Consider the following 19,156-nt stretch of genomic DNA (forward strand, 5'->3'; position numbering starts at 1 on the left):
CCCTCGTCGCAACCGAAGCATCCCCGAACGGAAGACCATGACCACCGAGCAGCCCGCCGCGTCCCCCCGACGCCGCTCCCCCTTCTCCCGGCGCCCCGACGACGCCGGACCCCGCGCCCGCTTCAGCCAGCTCCTCCCCTACCTGCTCGAGCACAAGAAGGTGCTGGCGGTCGTCATCGTGCTGAGCGTGCTCGGCGCGGCGGCGAGCCTGGCCCAGCCGCTCCTGGTCAGCCAGGTGATCGACATCGTCGGCAAGGGCGGCGCGCTCGGCGGCATCGTCTGGGGTCTCGTCGCCCTCGTCGTGGTCTCGGGTCTGATCTCCGGCTACCAGCACTACCTGCTCCAGCGCACGGGCGAGGGCGTGGTGCTGTCGTCCCGCCGCAAGCTCGTCGGCCGGATGCTGCGCCTCCCGATCAGCGAGTTCGACACCCGGCGCACCGGCGACCTCGTCTCGCGCGTCGGTTCCGACACCACGCTGCTGCGCGCGGTCCTGACCCAGGGGCTCGTCGAGGCGATCGGCGGGGCGCTCACCTTCGTCGGCGCGCTCATCGCGATGCTGATCATCGACCCGGTGCTCCTGGGCCTGACGGTGCTGGTGGTCGCCGTGTCGATCGCGGTCGTCACCCTGCTCTCCGGTCGCATCCGGGTCGCCAGCCAGAAGGCGCAGAACAAGGTCGGCGACCTGGCCGCCGCCGTGGAGCGGGCGATCAGCTCGGTGCGGACCATCCGCGCCGCCAACGCCACCGACCGGGAGATCGCCGCCGTCGACGAGAACGCCACCGGCGCGTACAAGATGGGCATCCAGGTCGCGAAGATCTCGGCGCTCGTCGTGCCGGTCGCCGGGATCGCGATGCAGGTGTCGTTCCTGGTCGTGCTCGGTGTCGGCGGATTCCGCGTCGCCAGTGGCGCGATCACGGTCGCGAACCTCGTCGCGTTCATCCTCTTCCTCTTCATGATGATCCTGCCGCTCGGCCAGGCCTTCGGCGCCATCGCCGCGGTCAACTCGGCCCTCGGCGCCCTGGGCCGCATCCAGGAGATCCTCGACCTGCCGACCGAGGACCAGCGCGACCGCGAGATCGCGCCGCTGGCGTGGACGGTCGGCGCGGCGAACGAGGGGCTCGCCCCGGAGGCTCCGGCGATCGAGTTCGCCGACGTGCACTTCGCCTATCCAGAGCACGACGAGACGACACCGGGCGTGACCGCCCCCACGTCCGCACCGAAATCCGTGGAGCGCGTCGCCGCCGAGGCGTTCGGCGGGGTGGATGTGGTCGCCGAGGCGGAGGTCGCGGCCGGAACCGGCACCGACGGGACGCCCCCCGCGCCTCACGGCGGGGTGCTGCACGGGGTGAGCTTCACCGTGCCGCGCGGCAAGCGGACCGCGCTCGTCGGCCCGTCCGGCGCGGGCAAGTCGACCATCCTGGCCCTGATCGAGCGGTTCTACGACGTGGAGGGCGGCGAGGTTCGCTTCGGCGGCCTCGACGTGCGGAGCCTCGAGCGCACATCGCTGCGCGAGCAGATCGGCTACGTCGAGCAGGACGCCCCCGTGCTCGCCGGCTCCCTCCGCGACAACCTCACCCTCTCGGCGCCGTACGCGACCGACCAGGCCTGCATCGACGTGCTGCACGCGGTCAACCTCACCGAGGTGCTCGAGCGCAACGAGCTCGGACTGGCGGCTCCGGTCGGCGAAGACGGCATCATGCTCTCCGGCGGCGAGCGCCAGCGTCTCGCCATCGCCCGCGCGCTGCTCGCCGCGCCGCCCGTGCTGCTGCTCGACGAGTCGACCTCCAGCCTCGACGGGCGCAACGAGCAGCTGATGCGGGAGGCGATCGACGCCGTCGCGGAGGATCGCACCCTGCTCGTCATCGCGCACCGGCTCTCCACCGTCGTCGACTCCGACCAGATCGTCGTGCTCGACCACGGCCGGGTCGTCGGGGTGGGCACCCACTCCGAGCTGGTCGCCAGCACCCCGCTCTATCGGGACCTGGCGAAGCACCAGCTGCTGGTCTGACCCGGCCGCGGCCGCTATGCGCGCAGGTGGTAGCGCAGGGAGGCGAGCTCGGCGTTCAGCGCGGCCGGCACGCGGCCGCCGAAGCGGTCGAAGAACGCCTCGGTGAGGTCGCACTCGGCCAGCCAGCTGGCGCGGTCGACCTCGAAGAGCGCCGCGACATCCTCGTCGGGAAGGTCCAGGCCGTCCAGGTCGAGCTCGTCGATGCGCGGGAGGCGGCCGATCGGCGACTCCACCGCCCCGGCGCCGCCCTCCACCCGGCGGGCGATCCACTCGATCACGCGCGCGTTCTCGCTGAACCCGGGCCAGAGGAAGCGGCCGTCGTCGCCCTTGCGGAACCAGTTGACCTGGAACACCGCCGGGGCGTCGGCGCCGAGCTTCTCCCCGATCTCGAGCCAGTGCCCCCAGTAGTCGGCCATGTTGTAGCCGCAGAAGGGCAGCATCGCGAACGGGTCGCGCCGGAGCTCGCCGACGGTGCCTTCGGCCGCGGCCGTCTGCTCGGAGGAGATGGTCGCGCCGATGAAGACGCCGTGCGTCCAGTCGCGGGCCTGTGCCACCAGGGGCACGTTGGTCGCGCGACGACCGCCGAACAGGATGGCATCGATCGGGACGCCGTCGAAGGCGTCCCAGTCGTCCGAGATCGCGGGGCACTGGTCGGCCGACACCGTGAAGCGGGAGTTGGGGTGCGCGGCGGGTCGTCCCGACTCCGGCGTCCAATCGTTGCCCTGCCAGTCGGTCAGGTGCGCCGGCGGCTCGTCGGTCAGCCCCTCCCACCACACATCGCCGTCGTCGCGCAGGGCCACGTTGGTGAAGATGGTGTTGCCCCAGAGCGTCTCGACCGCCGTGGAGTTGGTGAGCTCGCCCGTCCCGGGTGCGACGCCGAAGAAGCCCGCCTCCGGGTTGATCGCGCGCAGACGGCCGTCAGGCCCCTGCCGCAGCCAGGCGATGTCGTCGCCGACCGTCTCCACCGTCCAACCCGGGATGCTCGGCTTCAGCATCGCGAGGTTGGTCTTGCCGCACGCGGACGGGAAGGCGGCGGCGAAGTGGAACGCACGCCCCTCGGGCGAGGTCACCTTGACGATGAGCATGTGCTCGGCCAGCCACCCCTCGTCGCGGGCCATGACCGAGGCGATGCGCAACGCGAAGCACTTCTTCGCCAGGATGGCGTTGCCGCCGTATCCCGAGCCGTACGACCAGATCTCCCGTGTCTCGGGGAACTGCACGATGTACTTCGTCTCGTTGCAGGGCCAGGAGACGTCGTCGTGGCGCTGCCCGTCCGCGTCGATCAGGGGCGCACCGACGCTGTGCACGGTCGGGACCCACTGCTGACCGGCGGCGATCAGGTCGAGGACGGTGCTGGTGACGCGGGTCATCATCCCCATGCTGACGGCGACGTACGCCGAGTCGGTCAGCTGGATGCCGACCTGCGAGAGCGGGCCGCCGACGGGACCCATCGAGAACGGGACGACGTACATCGTGCGGCCTCGCATGCTGCCGGCGAAGACGTCGCGGAGTTCCGCGCGCATGCCCTCGGGCTCGCGCCAGTTGTTCGTCGGTCCCGCGTCCGTCTCGTCGACCGAGCAGATGAAGGTGCGATCCTCCACGCGGGCGACGTCGCCCGGGTCGGTGCGGGCGAGGAAGCTGTTCGGGCGCCACTCCGGGTTCAACCGGATGAGCTTGCCCTCGGCGACGAGCTGCTTGGTGAGACGGTCGGCCTCCCCCAGCGATCCGTCGCACCAGACGATGTCGTCGGGCTGCGTGAGCGCCGCGATGTCGGCGACCCAGGCGCGCAGGCCGGCGAGGCCGGAGGCGGCGGAGGAGGAGGAGGCCGCGATGGTGGTGGGGGCGTATGCGGTGTCCTCGTGGTCGGCGTCACGGCCCGCGTCGGTGCGGCCGGTCTCGGTCAGCGGAAGCTCGGCGATGGTCATTCCCGTCGTCCTCTCGGTCGGAAAGAAGTGGTCTGAATCCAGCATCCGTGACCTTCTGGGCAACATCAGGGGCAGTTTGGTGGAAAGAATCGCGATTCTTTCGCTATCGTGAACGGATGGAGCCGTTCACCGCCGAATCGGGCGCCGACATCGCGACGCTCGGCCACCGCATCCGCCACTTCCGCACGAATCTCGGGCTGACCCTCGACGAACTGGGGGCAGCGATCGGCGTCGCACCCAGCCAGCTCTCCCTCATCGAGAACGGCAAGCGCGAACCCCGCGTCACCCTGCTCGTCACCCTCGCGAACGCCCTCGGCGTCCAACTGGCTGACCTGCTCTCCACCGAGCCGCCGGACGAGCGCGCCGCCCTCGAGATCGAGCTCGCCCGCGCCCAGCGCGGCCCTCTCTACGGCTCTCTCGGGCTGCCGGCGGTGAAACCCACGAAGGGCACGCCGACGGAGACCCTGGAGGCGATCGTCGGGCTGCACCGTGAACTCGCCCGGCGTGCGTCCGAGGCGATCGCCACGCCGGAGGAGGCCCGGCGCGCCAACACGGAGCTCCGGGAGCGCATGCGCGCCCAGAACAACTACATCCCCGCCATCGAAGAGCTGGCGGAGGAACGCGTGCGCGCCTCCGGGCACACGCGCGGCGCCCTCACCCACCGCGAGGTGAGCGTCATGGCCGAGCAGCTCGGTTTCGAGCTGATCTTCGCCAGCGACCTCCCGCGCTCCACGCGCTCCATCACCGACCTGGAGAACGGACGGATCTACCTCCCGCCCGCGTCCATCCCGGGCGGCCACGGTCTGCGCTCGATGGCGCTGCAGGCGATGGCGCACCGCCTCCTCGGTCACGAGCGTCCCGACAGCTACGCCGACTTCCTGCGGCAGCGGCTCGAGATCAACTACTTCGCCGCGTGCTGCCTGATGCCGCGGGAGGCCGCGGTCGCGTTCCTCGCGGAGGCCAAGAAGGAGAAGGACCTCGCCGTCGAGGACTTCCGCGACGCCTTCGGCGTCACCCACGAAGCGGCCGCGCTGCGCTTGACGAACCTCGCCACGACGCACCTCGACATGACGCTGCACTTCCTGCGGGTCGGCGACGACGGCGCCCTCTACAAGGGGTACGAGAACGACGGCCTCCCCCTGCCGACCGACGTCACGGGCTCCATCGAGGGCCAGGTCGTCTGCCGCGCGTGGGGTGCCCGCGGCGCCTTCACCCACACCAACCGGACGACCGAGCTGTACCAGTACACCGACACCCCGGTCGGGACGTTCTGGTGCGCGACGCAGGTCGGCTCCACTGCCGAGGGCGGCTACTCGATCAGCGTCGGCGTGCCGTTCGACCAGGCCAAATGGTTCCGCGGGCGCGAGACGACGGTGCGGGCCGAGTCCCGCTGCCCGGACGAGTCGTGCTGCAAGCGCGCACCCTCCGAGCTGTCGGGCCGCTGGTCGGGAAAGGCGTGGCCCAGCGCCCGCCTGCACGCCCACATCCTGTCGCCCCTGCCGTCCGGCTCGTTCCCGGGAGTGGACGACTCGGACGTGTACCGCTTCCTGCAGCAGCACTCGGGGGCGTAGAGCGACCCGCGTCCGCGGCCGCTACTGCGGTGCCGCGGTACGTTTGCGCGCCGGCGAGCGGGTGCAGTCGTACCGCGGCGCCGCAGTCGCGAAGCGGCAAGCGGCACGCGGCACGCGGCAAGCGGCCTACTTCGGCTGCATGCGGATCGCGCCGTCGAGGCGGATGGTCTCGCCGTTGAGCATCGCGTTCTCGACGATGTGGCGCACGAGGGCCGCGTACTCGGCGGGCTTGCCGAGGCGCGAGGGATGCGGCACCTGGGCGGCCAGGGAGTCCTGCGCGGCCTGCGGCAGGCCGGCCATCATCGGTGTCTCGAAGATGCCCGGCGCGATGGTGACGACGCGCACGAGACTGCGGGCCAGTTCGCGGGCGAGCGGGAGGGTCATCGCCGCGACGCCGCCCTTCGACGCCGCATATGCGGGCTGGCCGATCTGACCGTCGAACGCCGCGACGGAGGCTGTGTTGACGATGACGCCCCGCTCGGGGCCGAAGGCGCCCTCGAGCGGCTCGGTCTCCACCATCGCGGCGGAGGCCAGGCGGGTGACGTTGAAGGTGCCGATGAGGTTCACCCGCACCACGCGCTCGAAGTCGGCGAGGGGGAGGACGCCGTCGCGACCGAGCATCCGCGCAGCGGTCGCGATGCCGGCGCAGTTGACGACGATCCGCAGCGGGGCGAGCCCCGAGGCCGCGTCGACTGCCGCCTGCACCTGGTCGCCGTCGGTAACGTCGCCCGGGACGAAGCGCGCGGTGGGGCCGAGGGCGGTCGCCGCCTTCTCGCCCTGCGAACCGGGCAGGTCGAGGAGTACGACACGGGCTCCCGCCTCGGTGAGCGCGCGGGCCGTGGCGTTTCCGAGGCCGCTCGCGCCTCCGGTGACGAGGGCCGAGCATCCGTCGATCAGCATGGGTGTCCTTCCTTCTCCGCGCCTCAGCGCAGCACTTCGATCAGGGTCGCGTTGGCGGTCCCTCCGCCTTCGCACATGGTCTGCAGGCCGTAACGGCCGCCGGTCGCCTCGAGCTCGTTCAGCAAGGTGCCGAGCAGCCGGGTGCCGGAGGAGCCCAGCGCGTGACCGAGTGCGATGGCGCCGCCGCGCGGGTTGAGCCGGGACGGGTCGGCGGCGAACTCGCGCTGCCAGAACAAGGGGACGGAGGCGAACGCCTCGTTGACCTCGAAGGCGTCGATCTCCTCGAACGGCACCCCGCTGCGGAGCAGCAGCTTGCGGGTCGCGGGCAGGATTCCGGTCAGCATGAAGAGGGGGTCGCTGCCGGCCACGGCGAACGAATGGAACCGTGCGCGCGGCCGCAGCCCGAGGCGGTCGGCGGCCTCCCGGCTCATGATCAGCGCGGCCGACGCGCCGTCGGTGAGCGGTGACGAGTTGCCCGGCGTGATGCGCCAGTCGAGCTGCGGGAAGCGTGCGGCGAGGTCATCCGTGCGGAACGACGGCGCCAGGGCGGCGAGTCTCTCGGCCGTCGTCCCCGGGCGGATGGTCTCGTCGGCGATGACGCTGCCGCTGTCCGGGGTGGGGACGGCGACCAGCTCGCCCTCGAACGCACCGCTCGCGGCCGCGGTAGCCGCCCGCTGGTGCGACTCGGCCGCGAAATCGTCCAGCTCGGCACGCGAGATGTGCCAACGATCGGCGATCAGCTCTGCCGAGACACCCTGTCCGACGAGCCCGTCCGGGTAGCGGGAGTGCATCAGCGTGCCGCCGCGGGACGCGCCGCCCACGTTCGACCCGAGGGGCGCCCGGCTCATGGACTCGACGCCGCAGGCGATGACGATGTCGTAAGCGCCCGAGATCACGCCCTGTGCGGCGAAGGCGGCGGCCTGCTGGCTCGATCCGCACTGACGGTCGATCGTGACGGCGGGGACGCTCTCGGGGAAGCCCGCGCTCAGCACGGCGGTGCGGGTGATGTTGGCCCCCTGCTCGCCCGACTGGGTGACGCAGCCGCCGATGACGTCGTCGACCAGCTCCGGGTCGAGACCGGTGCGGGCGACGAGCTCCATCAGCACCCCGGCGAGGAGGTCGGCCGGATGGATGTCGGACAGCTCGCCGCCGGGCTTGCCCCGGCCGGAGGGGGTGCGGACGACGTCGACGATGACGGCCTCGGTGCGTGACATGTCAGGCTCCGAACGGGTCCGGGGTGAGCGTGTACTTCGTGCTCAGGTACTCGTGGATGCCCTCCAGGCCTCCCTCGCGCCCGAGTCCGGACTGCTTCACGCCGCCGAACGGGGCCGCCGCGTTGGAGACGACGCCCACATTGAGGCCCATCATTCCGGTCTGGAGGCGCTCGATCATCCGCTGGCCGCGCGCGAGGTCCTTCGTGAAGACGTACGAGACCAGCCCGAACTCGGTGTCGTTCGCGACGGCGACCGCTTCGTCCTCCGTCGAGAATCGCACGATCGAGAGCACCGGGCCGAAGATCTCCTGGCGCAGGATGTCGCTGCCTGCCCGCACGTCGGTGACGACCGTGGGCTCGAAGAAGGTGCCCTGGCCGTCGACCCGGGACCCCCCGGTGAGGACGGAGGCGCCGCGCGCGACCGCGTCCGCCACGAGTTCAGCGGCCTTGTCGACGGCGTCGGAGTTGATCAGCGGGCCGATCGTCACGCCGTCCTCGGTCCCGCGGCCGACCTGCAGCGCGTTCACCCGTTCGGTGACCCGGCGGGCGAACTCGTCGGCGACGGCCTCGTGAACGATGAAGCGGTTGGCCGCGGTGCAGGCCTCGCCGATGTTGCGGAACTTGGCGAGCATCGCGCCCTCGACGGCCTTGTCGAGATCGGCGTCCTCGAAGACGACGAACGGAGCGTTGCCGCCGAGCTCCATCGACGTCCGCAGCACGTTCTCCGATGCCTGCTGCAGCAACCGGCGGCCGACCTCGGTCGAGCCGGTGAACGACAGCTTGCGCAGGCGCGGGTCGGCGATGATCGGGGCGGACACCTTCCCGGAGGTGGAGGTCGTGATCACGTTGAGCACGCCGGCCGGCAGGCCCGCGTCCTCGAGCAGCCGGGCGAAGTACAGGGTCGTCAGCGGCGTGAGCTCCGCAGGCTTGACGACGACCGTGCACCCTGCGGCGAGCGCCGGAGCGATCTTGCGCGTCGCCATCGCGAGCGGGAAGTTCCAGGGCGTGATCAGGAAGCAGGGGCCGACCGGGTGCTGCGAGACGATCATCCGGCCGGTGCCCTCGGGGTTGGTGCCGTAGCGTCCGGAGATGCGGACGGCCTCCTCGGAGAACCAGCGCAGGAACTCGCCGCCGTAGGTCACCTCGCCACCGGCCTCGGCGAGCGGCTTGCCCATCTCGAGCGTCATCAGCAGCGCGAACTCGTCGCGCCGCTCCTGCAGGAGGTCGAAGGCGCGACGCAGGATCTCGCCGCGGACGCGGGGCGGGGTGGCCGCCCAGTCGTCCGCCGCGGCGACCGCGGCGTCGAGGGCGCGCGCGCCGTCTTCCGGAGACGCGTCGGCGATCGTCTTGATCAGGTCCCCGGTCGCCGGGTCGTACACGGAGAGCGTGCCGGCGGAGCCGGGCGTCCACTCCCCTCCGATGAACAGGCCGTCGGGGACCCGTTCGAGCAGAGCCTTCTCATCCATTGCGTCGTTCCTCTCCGTCGTCGTCTGCGGTCGCCGCCGAGAGCACCAGCGGGACCGATCGGTGGTCGATGGTCGTGGCGAGGGCGATCACCGTCGAGGTGCGGGTGATGCCCGGGCCGCCCACGATGCGGTCGATCACCCGCTGCAGGTCGGTGTTCGACCGTGCGACCACCCGGATGAGCAGGTCGCCCGAGCCGGTGATCGTGTGCACCTCGAGCACCTCGGGGATGCCGCGCAGATGATCCACGACGGTCACGCGCCAGTCTCCCTGCGCCACCTCGGCGGTCACGAACGCGGTGACCGGGTAGCCGAGCCGCTCGCTGTCGATGGTCGGTGAGAAGTCCTTCACGACGCCGGATCGCTGCAGCCGGTCGAGCCGGGCCTGCACGGTGCCCCGGGCGACGCCGAGGCGGCGGGAGGCTTCGAAGACCCCCAGTCGCGGCTCCTCGGTGAGGAGTGCGATCAGGTCCGCGTCCAGCTTGTCGATCATCGGCCTCCTTCGGTCCTCGCACATCGTACGACCACGGTGGTCGGCTGCCTACACGCTGGCGGGAATCCCCAGGAAGGGGAGGGCAGCCTGCTTGAACGCCCGCGAGCTGAGGGTCGTGATGTGGTCGCGACGCGGCACGCGGACGACCCGCGCGCCGAGCAGGGTGCCGGCCTCCTCCGCGTCCTCGGCGACCGGGTCGACCTCCCCCGCGACGAGCAGGGTCGGGATGCCCGTGGCCCCGAGCGGCAGCGGATGCGTCGCCATGCCCGCGACGCACGCGGCGAGCGCCTCGGTGTCGACGCCGGGAGCGCGGCGGAGGGAGGCCAGCAGGGGTCCCAGGGCGAACTCGCTCTCAGGCATCTCGACGCCGTCGCGAACCGCCGCCTGGACCGCCGAGACGCCCCAGTGCCCGAACTGCTCCACCGTGCCGATCCCGCCGACGACGAGGCGGCGCACCCGTCCGGCGGGGATCCCGGGAACCAGACCGGCCAGGGCGAGTGCGGCCCAGCTGCCCATCGAGTACCCGATCGCGTCGACGCTGCCGAGGCCTTCCGCGTCGAGCACGGCGAGCAGGTCTGCAGCGAGGAGGGCGGGCGAGTAGTCCGCCGGATCGTGCGGGGTCTCGCTCCTGCCGTGGCCGCGCAGGTCGGGGACGAGGGCGCCGCGGCCGCCGGCCGCGAGGGCGTCGACCCAGCCCGTCTTCTCCCAGGTCAGCGCGCCGGTCGTGGCGAAGCCGTGGACCAGCAGCACGGGGTCGGCACCGCGGTGGCGGGTGACGTGCAGGCGGACGGGACCGGTCATGTCCCTATCCTGCCCCTCCCCCGCCGGCGCGGATCACGCCCGGCCGGTGCGGATGCGGCCCAGGACGGCGGCGGCCAGCGCGTCGGTCGTGTCGGCGACGTCGGCGAAGAAGCCGTCGTCGACGGTCCCCGTCTCGCGCAGCAGCTGCTCGCAGACCAGGAGCGGATCGCGGCCGCCCCAGGCGCCCGGCTCCGGCAGGACGGGCTCGACGACGCTCGGGCCCCCTCCCGTGCGGGCGCGATCGAGGGCGCGAGCGGTGGCGTCGTGGACGGCGAGGGCGTCGACGCCGTCGACGAGGGTCGTGGGCATGCCTTGCACGCGCGACGGCGCGGCAGGGCCGACGAAGACGACGGGCAGGTGCGACACGGCGGCCGTGGTCATGGCCTCGTCCACCTCCCGCGCGGTGATCCCCGGGCCGAGCAGCACGAGCGCGACACCGCCGGTGCGGTCGAGCTTGGCGCCGAGAGCCCAGGCGACCGCGTGGGCGACCGGGGAGCCGCCGACGGCGCGAGCGGCTCGGCTGTGCACCGCGAGGGCGGCATCGGCACTTGTGGTGACGGCGACGCCGAGGTCGCGTGCCGCAGGGAAGGCGAGGTCGCGTGCCGGGTCGAGGGCGGCGGCGCTGCCGACCTGCACGGCTTCGTTCCCGGCGACGGATCGGTGGCCGGGGAGCTCGCCGCGGCGTTCCAGGGCCCGGGCTCCCGCGTCGATGCGACGGACGGTCGCCATGGTGCGGTACAGGCGGCGCAGCAGTGCCGGCAGGCCCACGGGCGCGACGGTGACCGTCTCGAGGGTGGTCAGAGGCATGGCGACCACTCTCGCCCACGCAGGCGCACCGGGCAATGCGCCCGCAGAACGCCCCTCAGGTTGTCCAGCTAGTCGACCGTTCCCGCACGTTCGTTGTGCAATGTGCCCCGTGCGAGGCGGGATGGCCACCAGATCGCGCGGCCGATGTCGTACGACAGGGCCGGGACGAGCAGGGATCGCACGACCACCGTGTCGAGCAGGACGCCGAAGGCGACGATGAAGGCGATCTGCACCAGGAAGAGGATCGGGATGACCGCGAGTGCGGCGAAGGTCGCGGCCAGCACGATCCCGGCCGACGTGATCACGCTGCCGGTGACGCCCAGACCGCGCAGGATGCCGGGTCTCGTCCCCAGCCGGATGGACTCCTCGCGCACGCGTGTCATCAGGAAGATGTTGTAGTCCACCCCGAGCGCGACGAGGAAGACGAACCCGAAGAGCGGCACGGTCGCATCGGCCCCCGGGAAGCCGAACACGTGGTTGAAGACCAGGGCGGAGACCCCGAGCGCGGCCGCGTACGAGAGCACGACGCTGCCGATGAGCAGCACGGGTGCCAGGATCGACCGCAGCAGGAGCATGAGGATGAGCAGGATCACCCCGAGCACGATCGGGATGATCTTGGCGAGGTCGCTCTGCGCGGTGTCGTTCGTGTCGAGCGCGATGGCCGTCACTCCGCCGACGAGCACGTCCGGGTCCTCGGCGGTCAGGGTCGACCGCAGCGTGCGCACCACCTGCTCCGCCGCGGCCGAGTCCGGCTCGTCCGAGAGGGTCGCCTGCACGAGCACCCGGCCGTCCTTCACGATCGGGGGCGCAACGGCACCCGTCTGGCCGGGACGGACGTTGCCCGCGTACAGGGTCGCCGTGGCGATCCCGTCGGTCTTCTTCGCCGCGGCGAGGACGGCGTCCGCGTCGGCCTCCCTGGTCACGATGAGCACGGGCGAGCCCGATCCGGCGTCGAAGTGCTCGGCGAGGACCTTCTGACCGTCGGCGGCGTCGGACTGCGAGAGGACGAGGTCGGTCTGCTCCACTCCGTTCGCCTTCAGCTGGGTGAGCCCGAGGGCGCAGGCGGCGAGGACGACGAAGGAGACCAGCCAGGTGACGCGCGGGCGGCGCGCGATGAGCCGGCCGACGCGCAGCCAGACGCCGCGGACGCCTTCGAGCCCGGCGATGCGGGGCCCTGCCTCGTGCTCGTGCCGGCCATCGTGCTCGCCGACGACCTTCGGCCGGAACGGCCAGAACGACGCCCGGCCGAACACCGCGAGCAGCGTCGGCAGCAGCGTGAGCGCGGCGAGCAGGGAGAACACGATGCCGATGGCCGCGATCGGGCCGAGGCTCTTGTTGGAGTTGAGGTCCGAGAACAGGAGGCACAGCAGCGCGAGGATGACCGTCGCGCCCGATGCGGCGATCGGCTCCAGCGCGGCCTTCCACGCCCGGAGGATGGCCGTCCAGCGCGAGTCGACGTGCTCCAGCGCCTCGCGGTAGCGCGCGACCATGAGCAGCGAGTAGTCCGTCGCGGCGCCGATGACCAGGATCGAGAGGATCCCCTGGCTCTGCCCACTGAGCTTGATCCACCCCCACAGCGCGAACAGGTACACGACGAGGATCGCCGCGCACAATGCGAAGACCGAGGTGAGCAGCACCAGGAACGGCAGGAGGAGCGCCCGGTAGACCAGCAGCAGGATGACGAACACGGCCGAGACGGCGACGAGCAGCAGGATGCCGTCGATGCCGCCGAACGCGTTCACCAGATCGGCGGTCAGCCCGGCCGGGCCGGTGACCCAGCCCTGGGTGCCGCTCGGGAGGTTGTCGTGCAGCGTGGTGCGCAGGTCGGCGACGACGGTCTTGACGGCTCCGGAGTCGGCGATGGGGACGATGAACTCGACCGCGAGGCCGTCCTCCGAGGGGATGGGGCCGGCGACGCTGGTCGCCTGGCCGCTCTCCGGCGCCTGGACGCCCGTCACGGCGCCCAGCTTCTCGCCCAGCGCGGCGTAGTCGCCGAGCGCGGACGACGGGATGGCCGAGTCGGACCGCACGACCACGATGGCCGGGATCGCGTTCGAGTCGGTGAACTTCTGCTGCCAGTCCTGCACGGCCGTGGACTCGGCGCTGGCCGGGAGGAAGGCGGCCTGGTCGTTGCTGGAGACGCCGGAGAGCTTGCCGAAGGTCGGGCCGCCGAGGCCGGCGAGGACGAGCCACACGAGGATGAGGACCGTGGGGAGCACGATCCGGAGCCAGATCGGCGGTCTCGCCTGCGCCTGCGTCGGCTCGGTCACATCGTCTCCCATTTAGCTAGCCAAGTTAGTAATCAGCTTAGCGCTGAGTAAGCGCTGTCGCCAGACTACCCGGGCCGGCGGACCGGGTCGAGCGCCACCGCGCTTCAGGGAGCGGGGACGAGCTCCGCACCGGCGTGCACCAGTTCGGCGAGAGCGGCCTCGGACGAGTCGGGAGCGACTCCCGCGACCAGACCGGTCAGCACGCGCACGTGCTGGCCGTGGGCGACCGCATCGAGCGCCGACGCCCGTACGCAGTAGTCCGTCGCGATGCCGGCGATGTCGATCGTGTCGATGCCGTGCTCGTCGAGGAGGTTGTGGACGGTCGAACCGGCGTCGGTCCGCCCCTCGAAGATCGAGTACGCCGGGACGCCCTGCCCCTTGAGCACGTGGTAGTCGACGCGCGAGGTGTCGAGGGCGGGGTGGTAGTCGGCCCCGGCCGTCCCTGCGACGCAGTGGACGGGCCAGGTGTCCACGAAGTCCGGGGCTCCGGAGGCGAAGTGGCCGCCGTTGTCGGTGTCGCCGTCGTGCCAGTCCCGGCTGGCGAGCACGATCGCGTACTCGTCGCCGTGCTCGGCCAGGTAGCGGGTCAGACCTTCCGCGACGGCGGCTCCCCCGTCGACGCCGAGTGCGCCGCCCTCGGTGAAGTCGTTCTGCACGTCGATGATGAACAGCGCCTTGCCCATGGGGCCTCCCTCCGCCGGTCGGGATGCGACCGGCCGGTCAGGTGTTCGACAGGTTGTCACCGCACTTGTAGATGCCGGTGACCAGGGTGTCGATCGCCTGCTTGGCATTGTCTCCCACATTGCCGAGTGCGAACACGGCGAAGGTGAGCGGGGTGCCGTCGGCGGAGTCGACGATGCCGGAAAGGGTGTAGCCGTTGTCGATCCAGCCGGTCTTGGCGTGCACGGCCCCGCGCGCAGCGGAGTTCGCGCCCGTGAACCGGTTGTAGCCCGGGCCGAGCGTTCCGGACTGGCCGGAGACCGGCAAGCCGTCGTAGATCACGCCGAGACCGTTCTCGCGGTTGAGCACCTTGATGAAGAGCCTGGTCATGTACGAGGGCGGCACGGCGTTGTTCGCGCTGAGGCCGGAGCCGTCGGCGATGTGCAGCCCGGCGGTGTCGATCCCGTAGCCCTTCAGGCCCGCGAGCACGCCCGCGTTCTCGGCGTCGAAGGTGTTGCCGGCGCCGTTCTTGATCGCCACGAGACGGGCGAGCTCCTCCATGATCGTGTTGTCGGAGTACTTCATCGCCTGCTGGATGAGCGTGGTCACCGGCTGCGACTGCACCGCGGCCAGCTGGCGGGCACCGGCGGGAGCCGTCCCCTCGGAGACCGGGACGCTGGTGCCGAGGTACTGCTGGAAGTACTGCACCGCGCGCCCGACCGGGTCGGTGCTGCGCGGCGACTCGACGGCGCCGGGGTTGTCGCGGTCGCCATCCACCATGAGCGCGGTCATGTAGGGCGTGGATCCCTCGACCACGCGCTCTTCGTTCTCGTCCCAGCTGGGCTGCCAGACCGGGCCGCCGAAGAGCGACGCATCGACGACGATCGAGGTGATCGGCTGACCGGCCATCGCCTGCTTCGCCTGGTCCGCCAGGTCCTGGATGGAGGGCGCTCCGGTGTAGAACGCGCCCTGGCCGCCCGGGAGGCGCGAGAGGGTCACGTCGCCGCCGCCGACGAGGACGATCTGACCGGGGGTGCTTCCCGCGACGACCGTGGTCGAGACGCGGTAGTCGGGGCCGAGGGTGGCGAGCGCGGCGGCCGAGGTGACGGTCTTCATGACCGACGCGGTCGGGCCTGGCGTGCCGCCGTTGCGGTCGAACAACACCTCGCCGGTCTTGGCGTTGACGACCTGCGCCTCGAGGTTGCCGAGACGCCCGTCCTGGGCCAGTCCGGCCACCGAGCAGGTGCGGATGCGGCTCGCGGCGGGAGCGGCGGCGGGGACGGGCCGGGCCGGGTCCGCAGTCGGGGTCGGCGTGGGCGTGGGGGTCTTGGTCGCGGAGGCGCTGGGGCTCGGCGCGACGGCGGCCGCGGCGGGCGAGCCGACGGTGGCGCCGAGGGCGACGCTGCCCGTGCCGAGGACGATCAGCGCGGCAGTCCCTCCTGCGACCATCCAGGCCCGGGGGTGCGTGCGGATCGCGGCCATGATGCCGGCGGCGGCGCCGGAGACGCCGGCGGCGATGCCTCGGCGGGGTGCGCCCGCAGGGGTCGATCCGGTGGTCGCTGCGGCCTCGCGCTCGGCCGAGCGGCGCTCGGATCGCGTCGCGGGTGCGGCGACGGGGACGCCGGCGTCGTGCGCTGCAGCATCCTGATCGAGAGAGGAGAGGGGGGTCGTCGCCGGGATCGACGGGTCTGACTCGGTGCCGTTCGGCAGACCGGAGTCGGGCTGGTCCGATTCGTGCATCCGGGTATGTTACCTGCCTTTTCTGGGAGCGCCACCCATCCGGGGGGGGACGGAGGAGCGACACCGGATGCGGCGGACGGGAGAAGGCATCCCCCGCCCGCCGATCCGTCTCAGCTCGCGACCGGCTCCCCGGCGAGGGCCGACCACTCCGGCGACAGCGCAGGCTGCACCTCGGGACGGCTCTCGATCACCACGGTGCGCCCGGCCTCGCCCGCCTCGATCGTCGAGACCATCGCGTCGAGCACGTGATAGGCGAGCTCGCCCGTCGCGCGCTCGGGTCGGCCCTGGCGCAGCGCCTCCGCGAGCTCGGCGACGCCGGTGCCCCGGGTGGTCGTCGACCCCTCGGCGGCGATCCTGCGCGGCTCGTCGTCTCCGGTGTAGAGCAGGAGCTCGCCGTCGAAGCCGTTGACGTCGGGCACGACCAGCGTGCCTTCGCTGCCGGCGACCTCGAAACGCGTGCGCGGCAGCTTCGAATCGAAACTGAAGACGCTCTGCGCGCTCGTGCCGTCGACGAACCGGTACCCGGCACCCACGTAGGTGGGAACGGTGACGTCGAAGCTCTCACCCGCACGCGGCCCGGAGCCGATGGTGCGCGTGGCGTGGGCGGTGCCGAGTGCGGCGTCGACCGAGGCGATCGGGCCGAGCAGCTGGACGAGCGCCGTCAGGTAGTACGGCCCCACGTCGAAGAGCGGCCCCGCGCCGTCCTGGAAGAGGAAGTCGGGGTTGGGATGCCAGCTCTCCGGGCCCGGAGACTGCAGCAGCGTGAGCGCCGACTGCGGCACCCCGATCGCGCCCGACTCGATCAGCCGGCGTGCCGTCTGCACGCCTGCGCCGAGGAAAGTGTCCGGTGCGGCGGCGACGCGCAGCCCGGCGGCCGCGGCGGTGTCCAGGAGCAGGCGGGCGCTCGCACGGTCGAGGCCGAGCGGCTTCTCGCTCCAGACGTGCTTGCCCGCGGCGAGCGCCTGCAGCCCGACCTCCACGTGGACCTTCGGCAGGGTGAGGTTGACGACGATCTCGACGTCGTCGTCGGCGAGGAGGCGCTCGACCGATCCGGACGCCGGGATGCCGTAGGCGGCGGCTTGGGCGCCCGCCCGGCTCTCGTCGAGGTCGGCGACGAAGCGCACGTCGACCCCGGCGAAGCGGGTGAGGTTGCCGAGGTACTCGGCGCTGATGACGCCGGCGCCGATCAGGCCGACGCCGACGGGACGGGGCGCGCTCATGCGGGCACCGTCGCGGTGAGGAAGGCGTAGCTGTCGGCGATGACCTGGAAGCGGTCGGACCGGGAGTCGTCCACCTCCACGACGTGCAGCGCGTTCGGCGCAGCGGCGAGGATCTCGGCGATCGGGAGCGAACCGGAACCGACGGCGACCTGGTCGATCTCCGCGTCCGTCGCCGGGCCGTCCTTGACGTGGATGGCGGTGACGCGCTCACCGAGCGTGTTCAGCAGCGCGACGGGGTCGATCCCGCCCACCGCGACCCAGTAGGTGTCGAGCTCGATCGCGACCTCGTCGCCGACGTGGTCGGCGAAGACCTCGAGCGCCGTCCGTCCGCCGATGCGGCTGCGGATCTCGTGGGCGTGGTTGTGGTACGCCAGAGCGACGCCGTGCTCGCGGGCGACGGCGGCGGCCGCACGGAACTCCGCGGCGACGCGGGCGACCTCCTCCTCGGTGGTCCAGCGGTCCTCCGGAACGTAGGGGTCGATCACCGTGGCGACGCCGATCTCGGCGGCCGTGCGGAAGATCTGCTCCTGGTCGCGGCCGAGCACGAGGTTGTGCGCCGTGGGGACGGCGAGCCCGGCGGCCGCGATGGCGTCGCCGAGGCCGGGCCAGGTGGCGAAGTCGTACGCCTCGACCAGCTCGAAGCCGATCGCGCGCACGCGGGCGAGCGCGCCGGGCAGGTCGTCGGCCAGCGCCTCCCGGATCGAGTACAGCTGGACGGACAGGGGTGATGGTGACACGGTTCTCCTCAGTTCGGGGTGTCGGTTGCGGGGGTCGTGAGAGCGGCGAAGGCGGAGGCCACGGGCGAGCCGTCCTCGCGCGCGAGGCGGGCGAAGCGATCGGCCATGAGCCGGTGCCCGGCGTCGTCGGGGTGCAGGTCGTCGGGGAGGCGGCCGGTGTCGTCCGGACCGAGGAGCAGGCGTCCGTCGAGCAGGTGGAGGTGCGGGTCGTCGCCCTGCCGGGACGCGACGGCCGCCGCGATCAGGTCGCGGATGCGGGCCAGGGTGAGGGTGCCGTCCTCGGATGTCCACTCGCGCGGTGTGCCGGCGACCTTTCCGGGCGCGACCTCCCGGGTGGGGCCGGGCACGTCCTCGTGCGACGGGGACGTGATCGGCGTGATGACGAGCAGCGGCGTCTGCGGGTGCGCCTGGCGGATCACGTCGAGGTAGTTGTGCAGAGCCGGGAGGAGGGTCCGGCGCCGCATCCCGTCGACGTTGACGATGTTGATGCCGAGCTTGAGGGTGATCACGTCGGCCGGCAGATCCGCGATGGTGCGGGCGACGAACGGGTCGAGGAGCGCATTGCCCGAGAAGCCGAGGTCGGTCAGCTCGAGTCCGAGTGCGGTCGCGGCTCGCTGCGCCCAGGGTCCGCGGGGGCCGTCCGCCTCGCCGCCGTGGCTGATCGAGCTGCCGTGGTGGACCCAGTGCGGAGCCGCGGAGGCAGGCGCCGGGCGGAGCGGGGCGTCAGCACGGGCGGCGCGGACGACGACCTCCGCCGTGTGCGGCAGCCACAGCGTGACGGGACGCTCGGTGACACCGTCTCCCCCGAGCGTCCAGCGCAGCGTCGAAGGGAGACCTTCCTCGCGGCGGACCTCCCCCGAGGGGTCGCCGTGGATGAGCGTGCCCTCGGTGAGGTCGACGCGCTCGGTGCCGCCGTCGTGGTCGAGCTCGAAGGAGGCGGGGCGCTGCTCGTAGCCGGCCGGAGCCGCGATACGCGCGACGGCGACCTCCACCTCCAACAGGGTCGCGGCCGTCAGGAGGGCGAGCCGCACGCCGAGGGTCTGATCGGCCATGAGGTGGATGGCCGGACCGGCCTGGTGGGCGCGGGTCCAGGCCGGGAGTCGACGCGGGGCGAAGCCTCCGTCGCGCGCGTCCAGCTCGATGGCGCCGCGCACGCTCTCGGCGAGCGTGCTCAGCCCGGCGGGCCGCAGCTCGGCGGCCTGCAGCCCGCCTGTCGTCGTCTCGATGGTGCTCACGTCGTCCTCTCGGTCGGTCGTCGGGGGCGGGGGGGGGGGCCGCGGGGGCGCCGGGGGCGCCCCCGGGGCCGGGGAAAGCCCAGCGGGAGAGGGGCGGGCGGGATAAGATCAAC

General features: G+C 72.2%; 15 protein-coding genes. 2 read left to right on the forward strand and 13 right to left on the reverse strand.

Features of this window, described 5'->3' with window-relative positions; all coding sequences use genetic code 11:
- Positions 1–37 precede the first annotated feature (37 nt).
- Complete coding sequence (locus ACFVU2_RS14845; RefSeq protein ID WP_387875713.1) at positions 38–2,008, forward strand: ABC transporter ATP-binding protein; 1,971 nt, start codon at positions 38–40, stop codon at positions 2,006–2,008.
- A gap of 14 nt (positions 2,009–2,022) precedes the next feature.
- On the opposite strand, the gene ACFVU2_RS14850 is transcribed toward ACFVU2_RS14845, so the two are convergent.
- Positions 2,023–3,933, reverse strand: a complete 1,911-nt coding sequence (locus ACFVU2_RS14850) for a phosphoenolpyruvate carboxykinase (GTP) (RefSeq protein ID WP_387875716.1) — start codon at positions 3,931–3,933, stop codon at positions 2,023–2,025.
- A gap of 116 nt (positions 3,934–4,049) precedes the next feature.
- Between ACFVU2_RS14850 and ACFVU2_RS14855 the strand changes: the two genes are divergently transcribed.
- The gene (locus ACFVU2_RS14855; RefSeq protein ID WP_387875719.1) at positions 4,050–5,504 is read left to right on the forward strand and encodes a helix-turn-helix domain-containing protein; all 1,455 of its coding nucleotides are present in this window, start codon (positions 4,050–4,052) and stop codon (positions 5,502–5,504) included.
- Positions 5,505–5,630: 126 nt separating this feature from the next.
- Here ACFVU2_RS14855 and ACFVU2_RS14860 read toward each other — a convergent pair whose 3' ends face one another.
- From ACFVU2_RS14860 to ACFVU2_RS14915, 12 genes are all read right to left on the reverse strand, one after another.
- Positions 5,631–6,404 carry a 3-hydroxyacyl-CoA dehydrogenase gene (locus ACFVU2_RS14860; RefSeq protein ID WP_387875722.1) on the reverse strand — a complete coding sequence of 258 codons (774 nt, stop codon included), beginning with the start codon at positions 6,402–6,404 and terminating at the stop codon, positions 5,631–5,633.
- A gap of 23 nt (positions 6,405–6,427) precedes the next feature.
- The gene (locus ACFVU2_RS14865) at positions 6,428–7,618 is read right to left on the reverse strand and encodes a thiolase family protein (RefSeq protein ID WP_387875725.1); all 1,191 of its coding nucleotides are present in this window, start codon (positions 7,616–7,618) and stop codon (positions 6,428–6,430) included.
- A gap of 1 nt (position 7,619) precedes the next feature.
- A complete protein-coding gene (locus ACFVU2_RS14870) occupies positions 7,620–9,083 on the reverse strand; it encodes an NAD-dependent succinate-semialdehyde dehydrogenase (protein ID WP_387875727.1) in 1,464 nt (487 codons plus the stop codon).
- The gene (locus tag ACFVU2_RS14875) at positions 9,076–9,573 is read right to left on the reverse strand and encodes an Lrp/AsnC family transcriptional regulator (RefSeq protein WP_387875729.1); all 498 of its coding nucleotides are present in this window, start codon (positions 9,571–9,573) and stop codon (positions 9,076–9,078) included. The genes ACFVU2_RS14870 and ACFVU2_RS14875 overlap by 8 nt, the downstream gene beginning before the upstream one ends.
- A gap of 48 nt (positions 9,574–9,621) precedes the next feature.
- The gene (locus ACFVU2_RS14880; protein ID WP_387875731.1) at positions 9,622–10,374 is read right to left on the reverse strand and encodes an alpha/beta fold hydrolase; all 753 of its coding nucleotides are present in this window, start codon (positions 10,372–10,374) and stop codon (positions 9,622–9,624) included.
- Between the two features lie 33 nt (positions 10,375–10,407).
- The gene (locus tag ACFVU2_RS14885) at positions 10,408–11,181 is read right to left on the reverse strand and encodes a thiamine pyrophosphate-dependent enzyme (protein ID WP_387875733.1); all 774 of its coding nucleotides are present in this window, start codon (positions 11,179–11,181) and stop codon (positions 10,408–10,410) included.
- A gap of 68 nt (positions 11,182–11,249) precedes the next feature.
- Positions 11,250–13,463: an MMPL family transporter gene (locus ACFVU2_RS14890; protein ID WP_387875736.1), complete on the reverse strand. Its 2,214-nt coding sequence runs from the start codon at positions 13,461–13,463 to the stop codon at positions 11,250–11,252.
- Between the two features lie 92 nt (positions 13,464–13,555).
- Positions 13,556–14,134, reverse strand: coding sequence for an isochorismatase family protein (locus ACFVU2_RS14895; RefSeq protein WP_387875738.1), 579 nt, complete (start codon positions 14,132–14,134; stop codon positions 13,556–13,558).
- A 37-nt stretch (positions 14,135–14,171) separates the two neighbouring features.
- The gene (locus ACFVU2_RS14900; RefSeq protein WP_387875739.1) at positions 14,172–15,851 is read right to left on the reverse strand and encodes a D-alanyl-D-alanine carboxypeptidase/D-alanyl-D-alanine-endopeptidase; all 1,680 of its coding nucleotides are present in this window, start codon (positions 15,849–15,851) and stop codon (positions 14,172–14,174) included.
- Positions 15,852–15,961: 110 nt separating this feature from the next.
- Positions 15,962–17,071 carry a Gfo/Idh/MocA family protein gene (locus tag ACFVU2_RS14905; RefSeq protein WP_387875740.1) on the reverse strand — a complete coding sequence of 370 codons (1,110 nt, stop codon included), beginning with the start codon at positions 17,069–17,071 and terminating at the stop codon, positions 15,962–15,964.
- Positions 17,068–17,808, reverse strand: a complete 741-nt coding sequence (locus ACFVU2_RS14910; RefSeq protein WP_387875743.1) for a sugar phosphate isomerase/epimerase family protein — start codon at positions 17,806–17,808, stop codon at positions 17,068–17,070. Before ACFVU2_RS14910 ends, ACFVU2_RS14905 begins: the two co-directional genes overlap by 4 nt.
- Positions 17,809–17,816: 8 nt before the next feature.
- Entirely contained in the window at positions 17,817–19,043 is a 1,227-nt protein-coding gene (locus tag ACFVU2_RS14915) for a GDSL-type esterase/lipase family protein (RefSeq protein WP_387875745.1), read from the reverse strand.
- Positions 19,044–19,156: the final 113 nt, after the last annotated feature.

The organism is Leifsonia sp. NPDC058194, from assembly GCF_042883605.1.
Taxonomy (GTDB): Bacteria; Actinomycetota; Actinomycetes; order Actinomycetales; family Microbacteriaceae; genus Leifsonia.

Excerpts from the sequence above, each read along its gene's own strand:
- ACFVU2_RS14870 (WP_387875727.1), bottom strand. The coding sequence starts at position 9,083 with ATGGATGAGAAGGCTCTGCTCGAACGGGTCCCCGACGGCCTGTTCATC.
- ACFVU2_RS14860 (WP_387875722.1), bottom strand. The coding sequence starts at position 6,404 with ATGCTGATCGACGGATGCTCGGCCCTCGTCACCGGAGGCGCGAGCGGC.
- ACFVU2_RS14865 (WP_387875725.1), bottom strand. The coding sequence starts at position 7,618 with ATGTCACGCACCGAGGCCGTCATCGTCGACGTCGTCCGCACCCCCTCC.
- ACFVU2_RS14875 (WP_387875729.1), bottom strand. The coding sequence starts at position 9,573 with ATGATCGACAAGCTGGACGCGGACCTGATCGCACTCCTCACCGAGGAG.
- ACFVU2_RS14885 (WP_387875733.1), bottom strand. The coding sequence starts at position 11,181 with ATGCCTCTGACCACCCTCGAGACGGTCACCGTCGCGCCCGTGGGCCTG.
- ACFVU2_RS14895 (WP_387875738.1), bottom strand. The coding sequence starts at position 14,134 with ATGGGCAAGGCGCTGTTCATCATCGACGTGCAGAACGACTTCACCGAG.
- ACFVU2_RS14900 (WP_387875739.1), bottom strand. The coding sequence starts at position 15,851 with ATGCACGAATCGGACCAGCCCGACTCCGGTCTGCCGAACGGCACCGAG.
- ACFVU2_RS14905 (WP_387875740.1), bottom strand. The coding sequence starts at position 17,071 with ATGAGCGCGCCCCGTCCCGTCGGCGTCGGCCTGATCGGCGCCGGCGTC.
- ACFVU2_RS14850 (WP_387875716.1), bottom strand. The coding sequence starts at position 3,933 with ATGACCATCGCCGAGCTTCCGCTGACCGAGACCGGCCGCACCGACGCG.
- ACFVU2_RS14880 (WP_387875731.1), bottom strand. The coding sequence starts at position 10,374 with ATGACCGGTCCCGTCCGCCTGCACGTCACCCGCCACCGCGGTGCCGAC.
- ACFVU2_RS14890 (WP_387875736.1), bottom strand. The coding sequence starts at position 13,463 with ATGGGAGACGATGTGACCGAGCCGACGCAGGCGCAGGCGAGACCGCCG.
- ACFVU2_RS14845 (WP_387875713.1), top strand. The coding sequence starts at position 38 with ATGACCACCGAGCAGCCCGCCGCGTCCCCCCGACGCCGCTCCCCCTTC.
- ACFVU2_RS14855 (WP_387875719.1), top strand. The coding sequence starts at position 4,050 with ATGGAGCCGTTCACCGCCGAATCGGGCGCCGACATCGCGACGCTCGGC.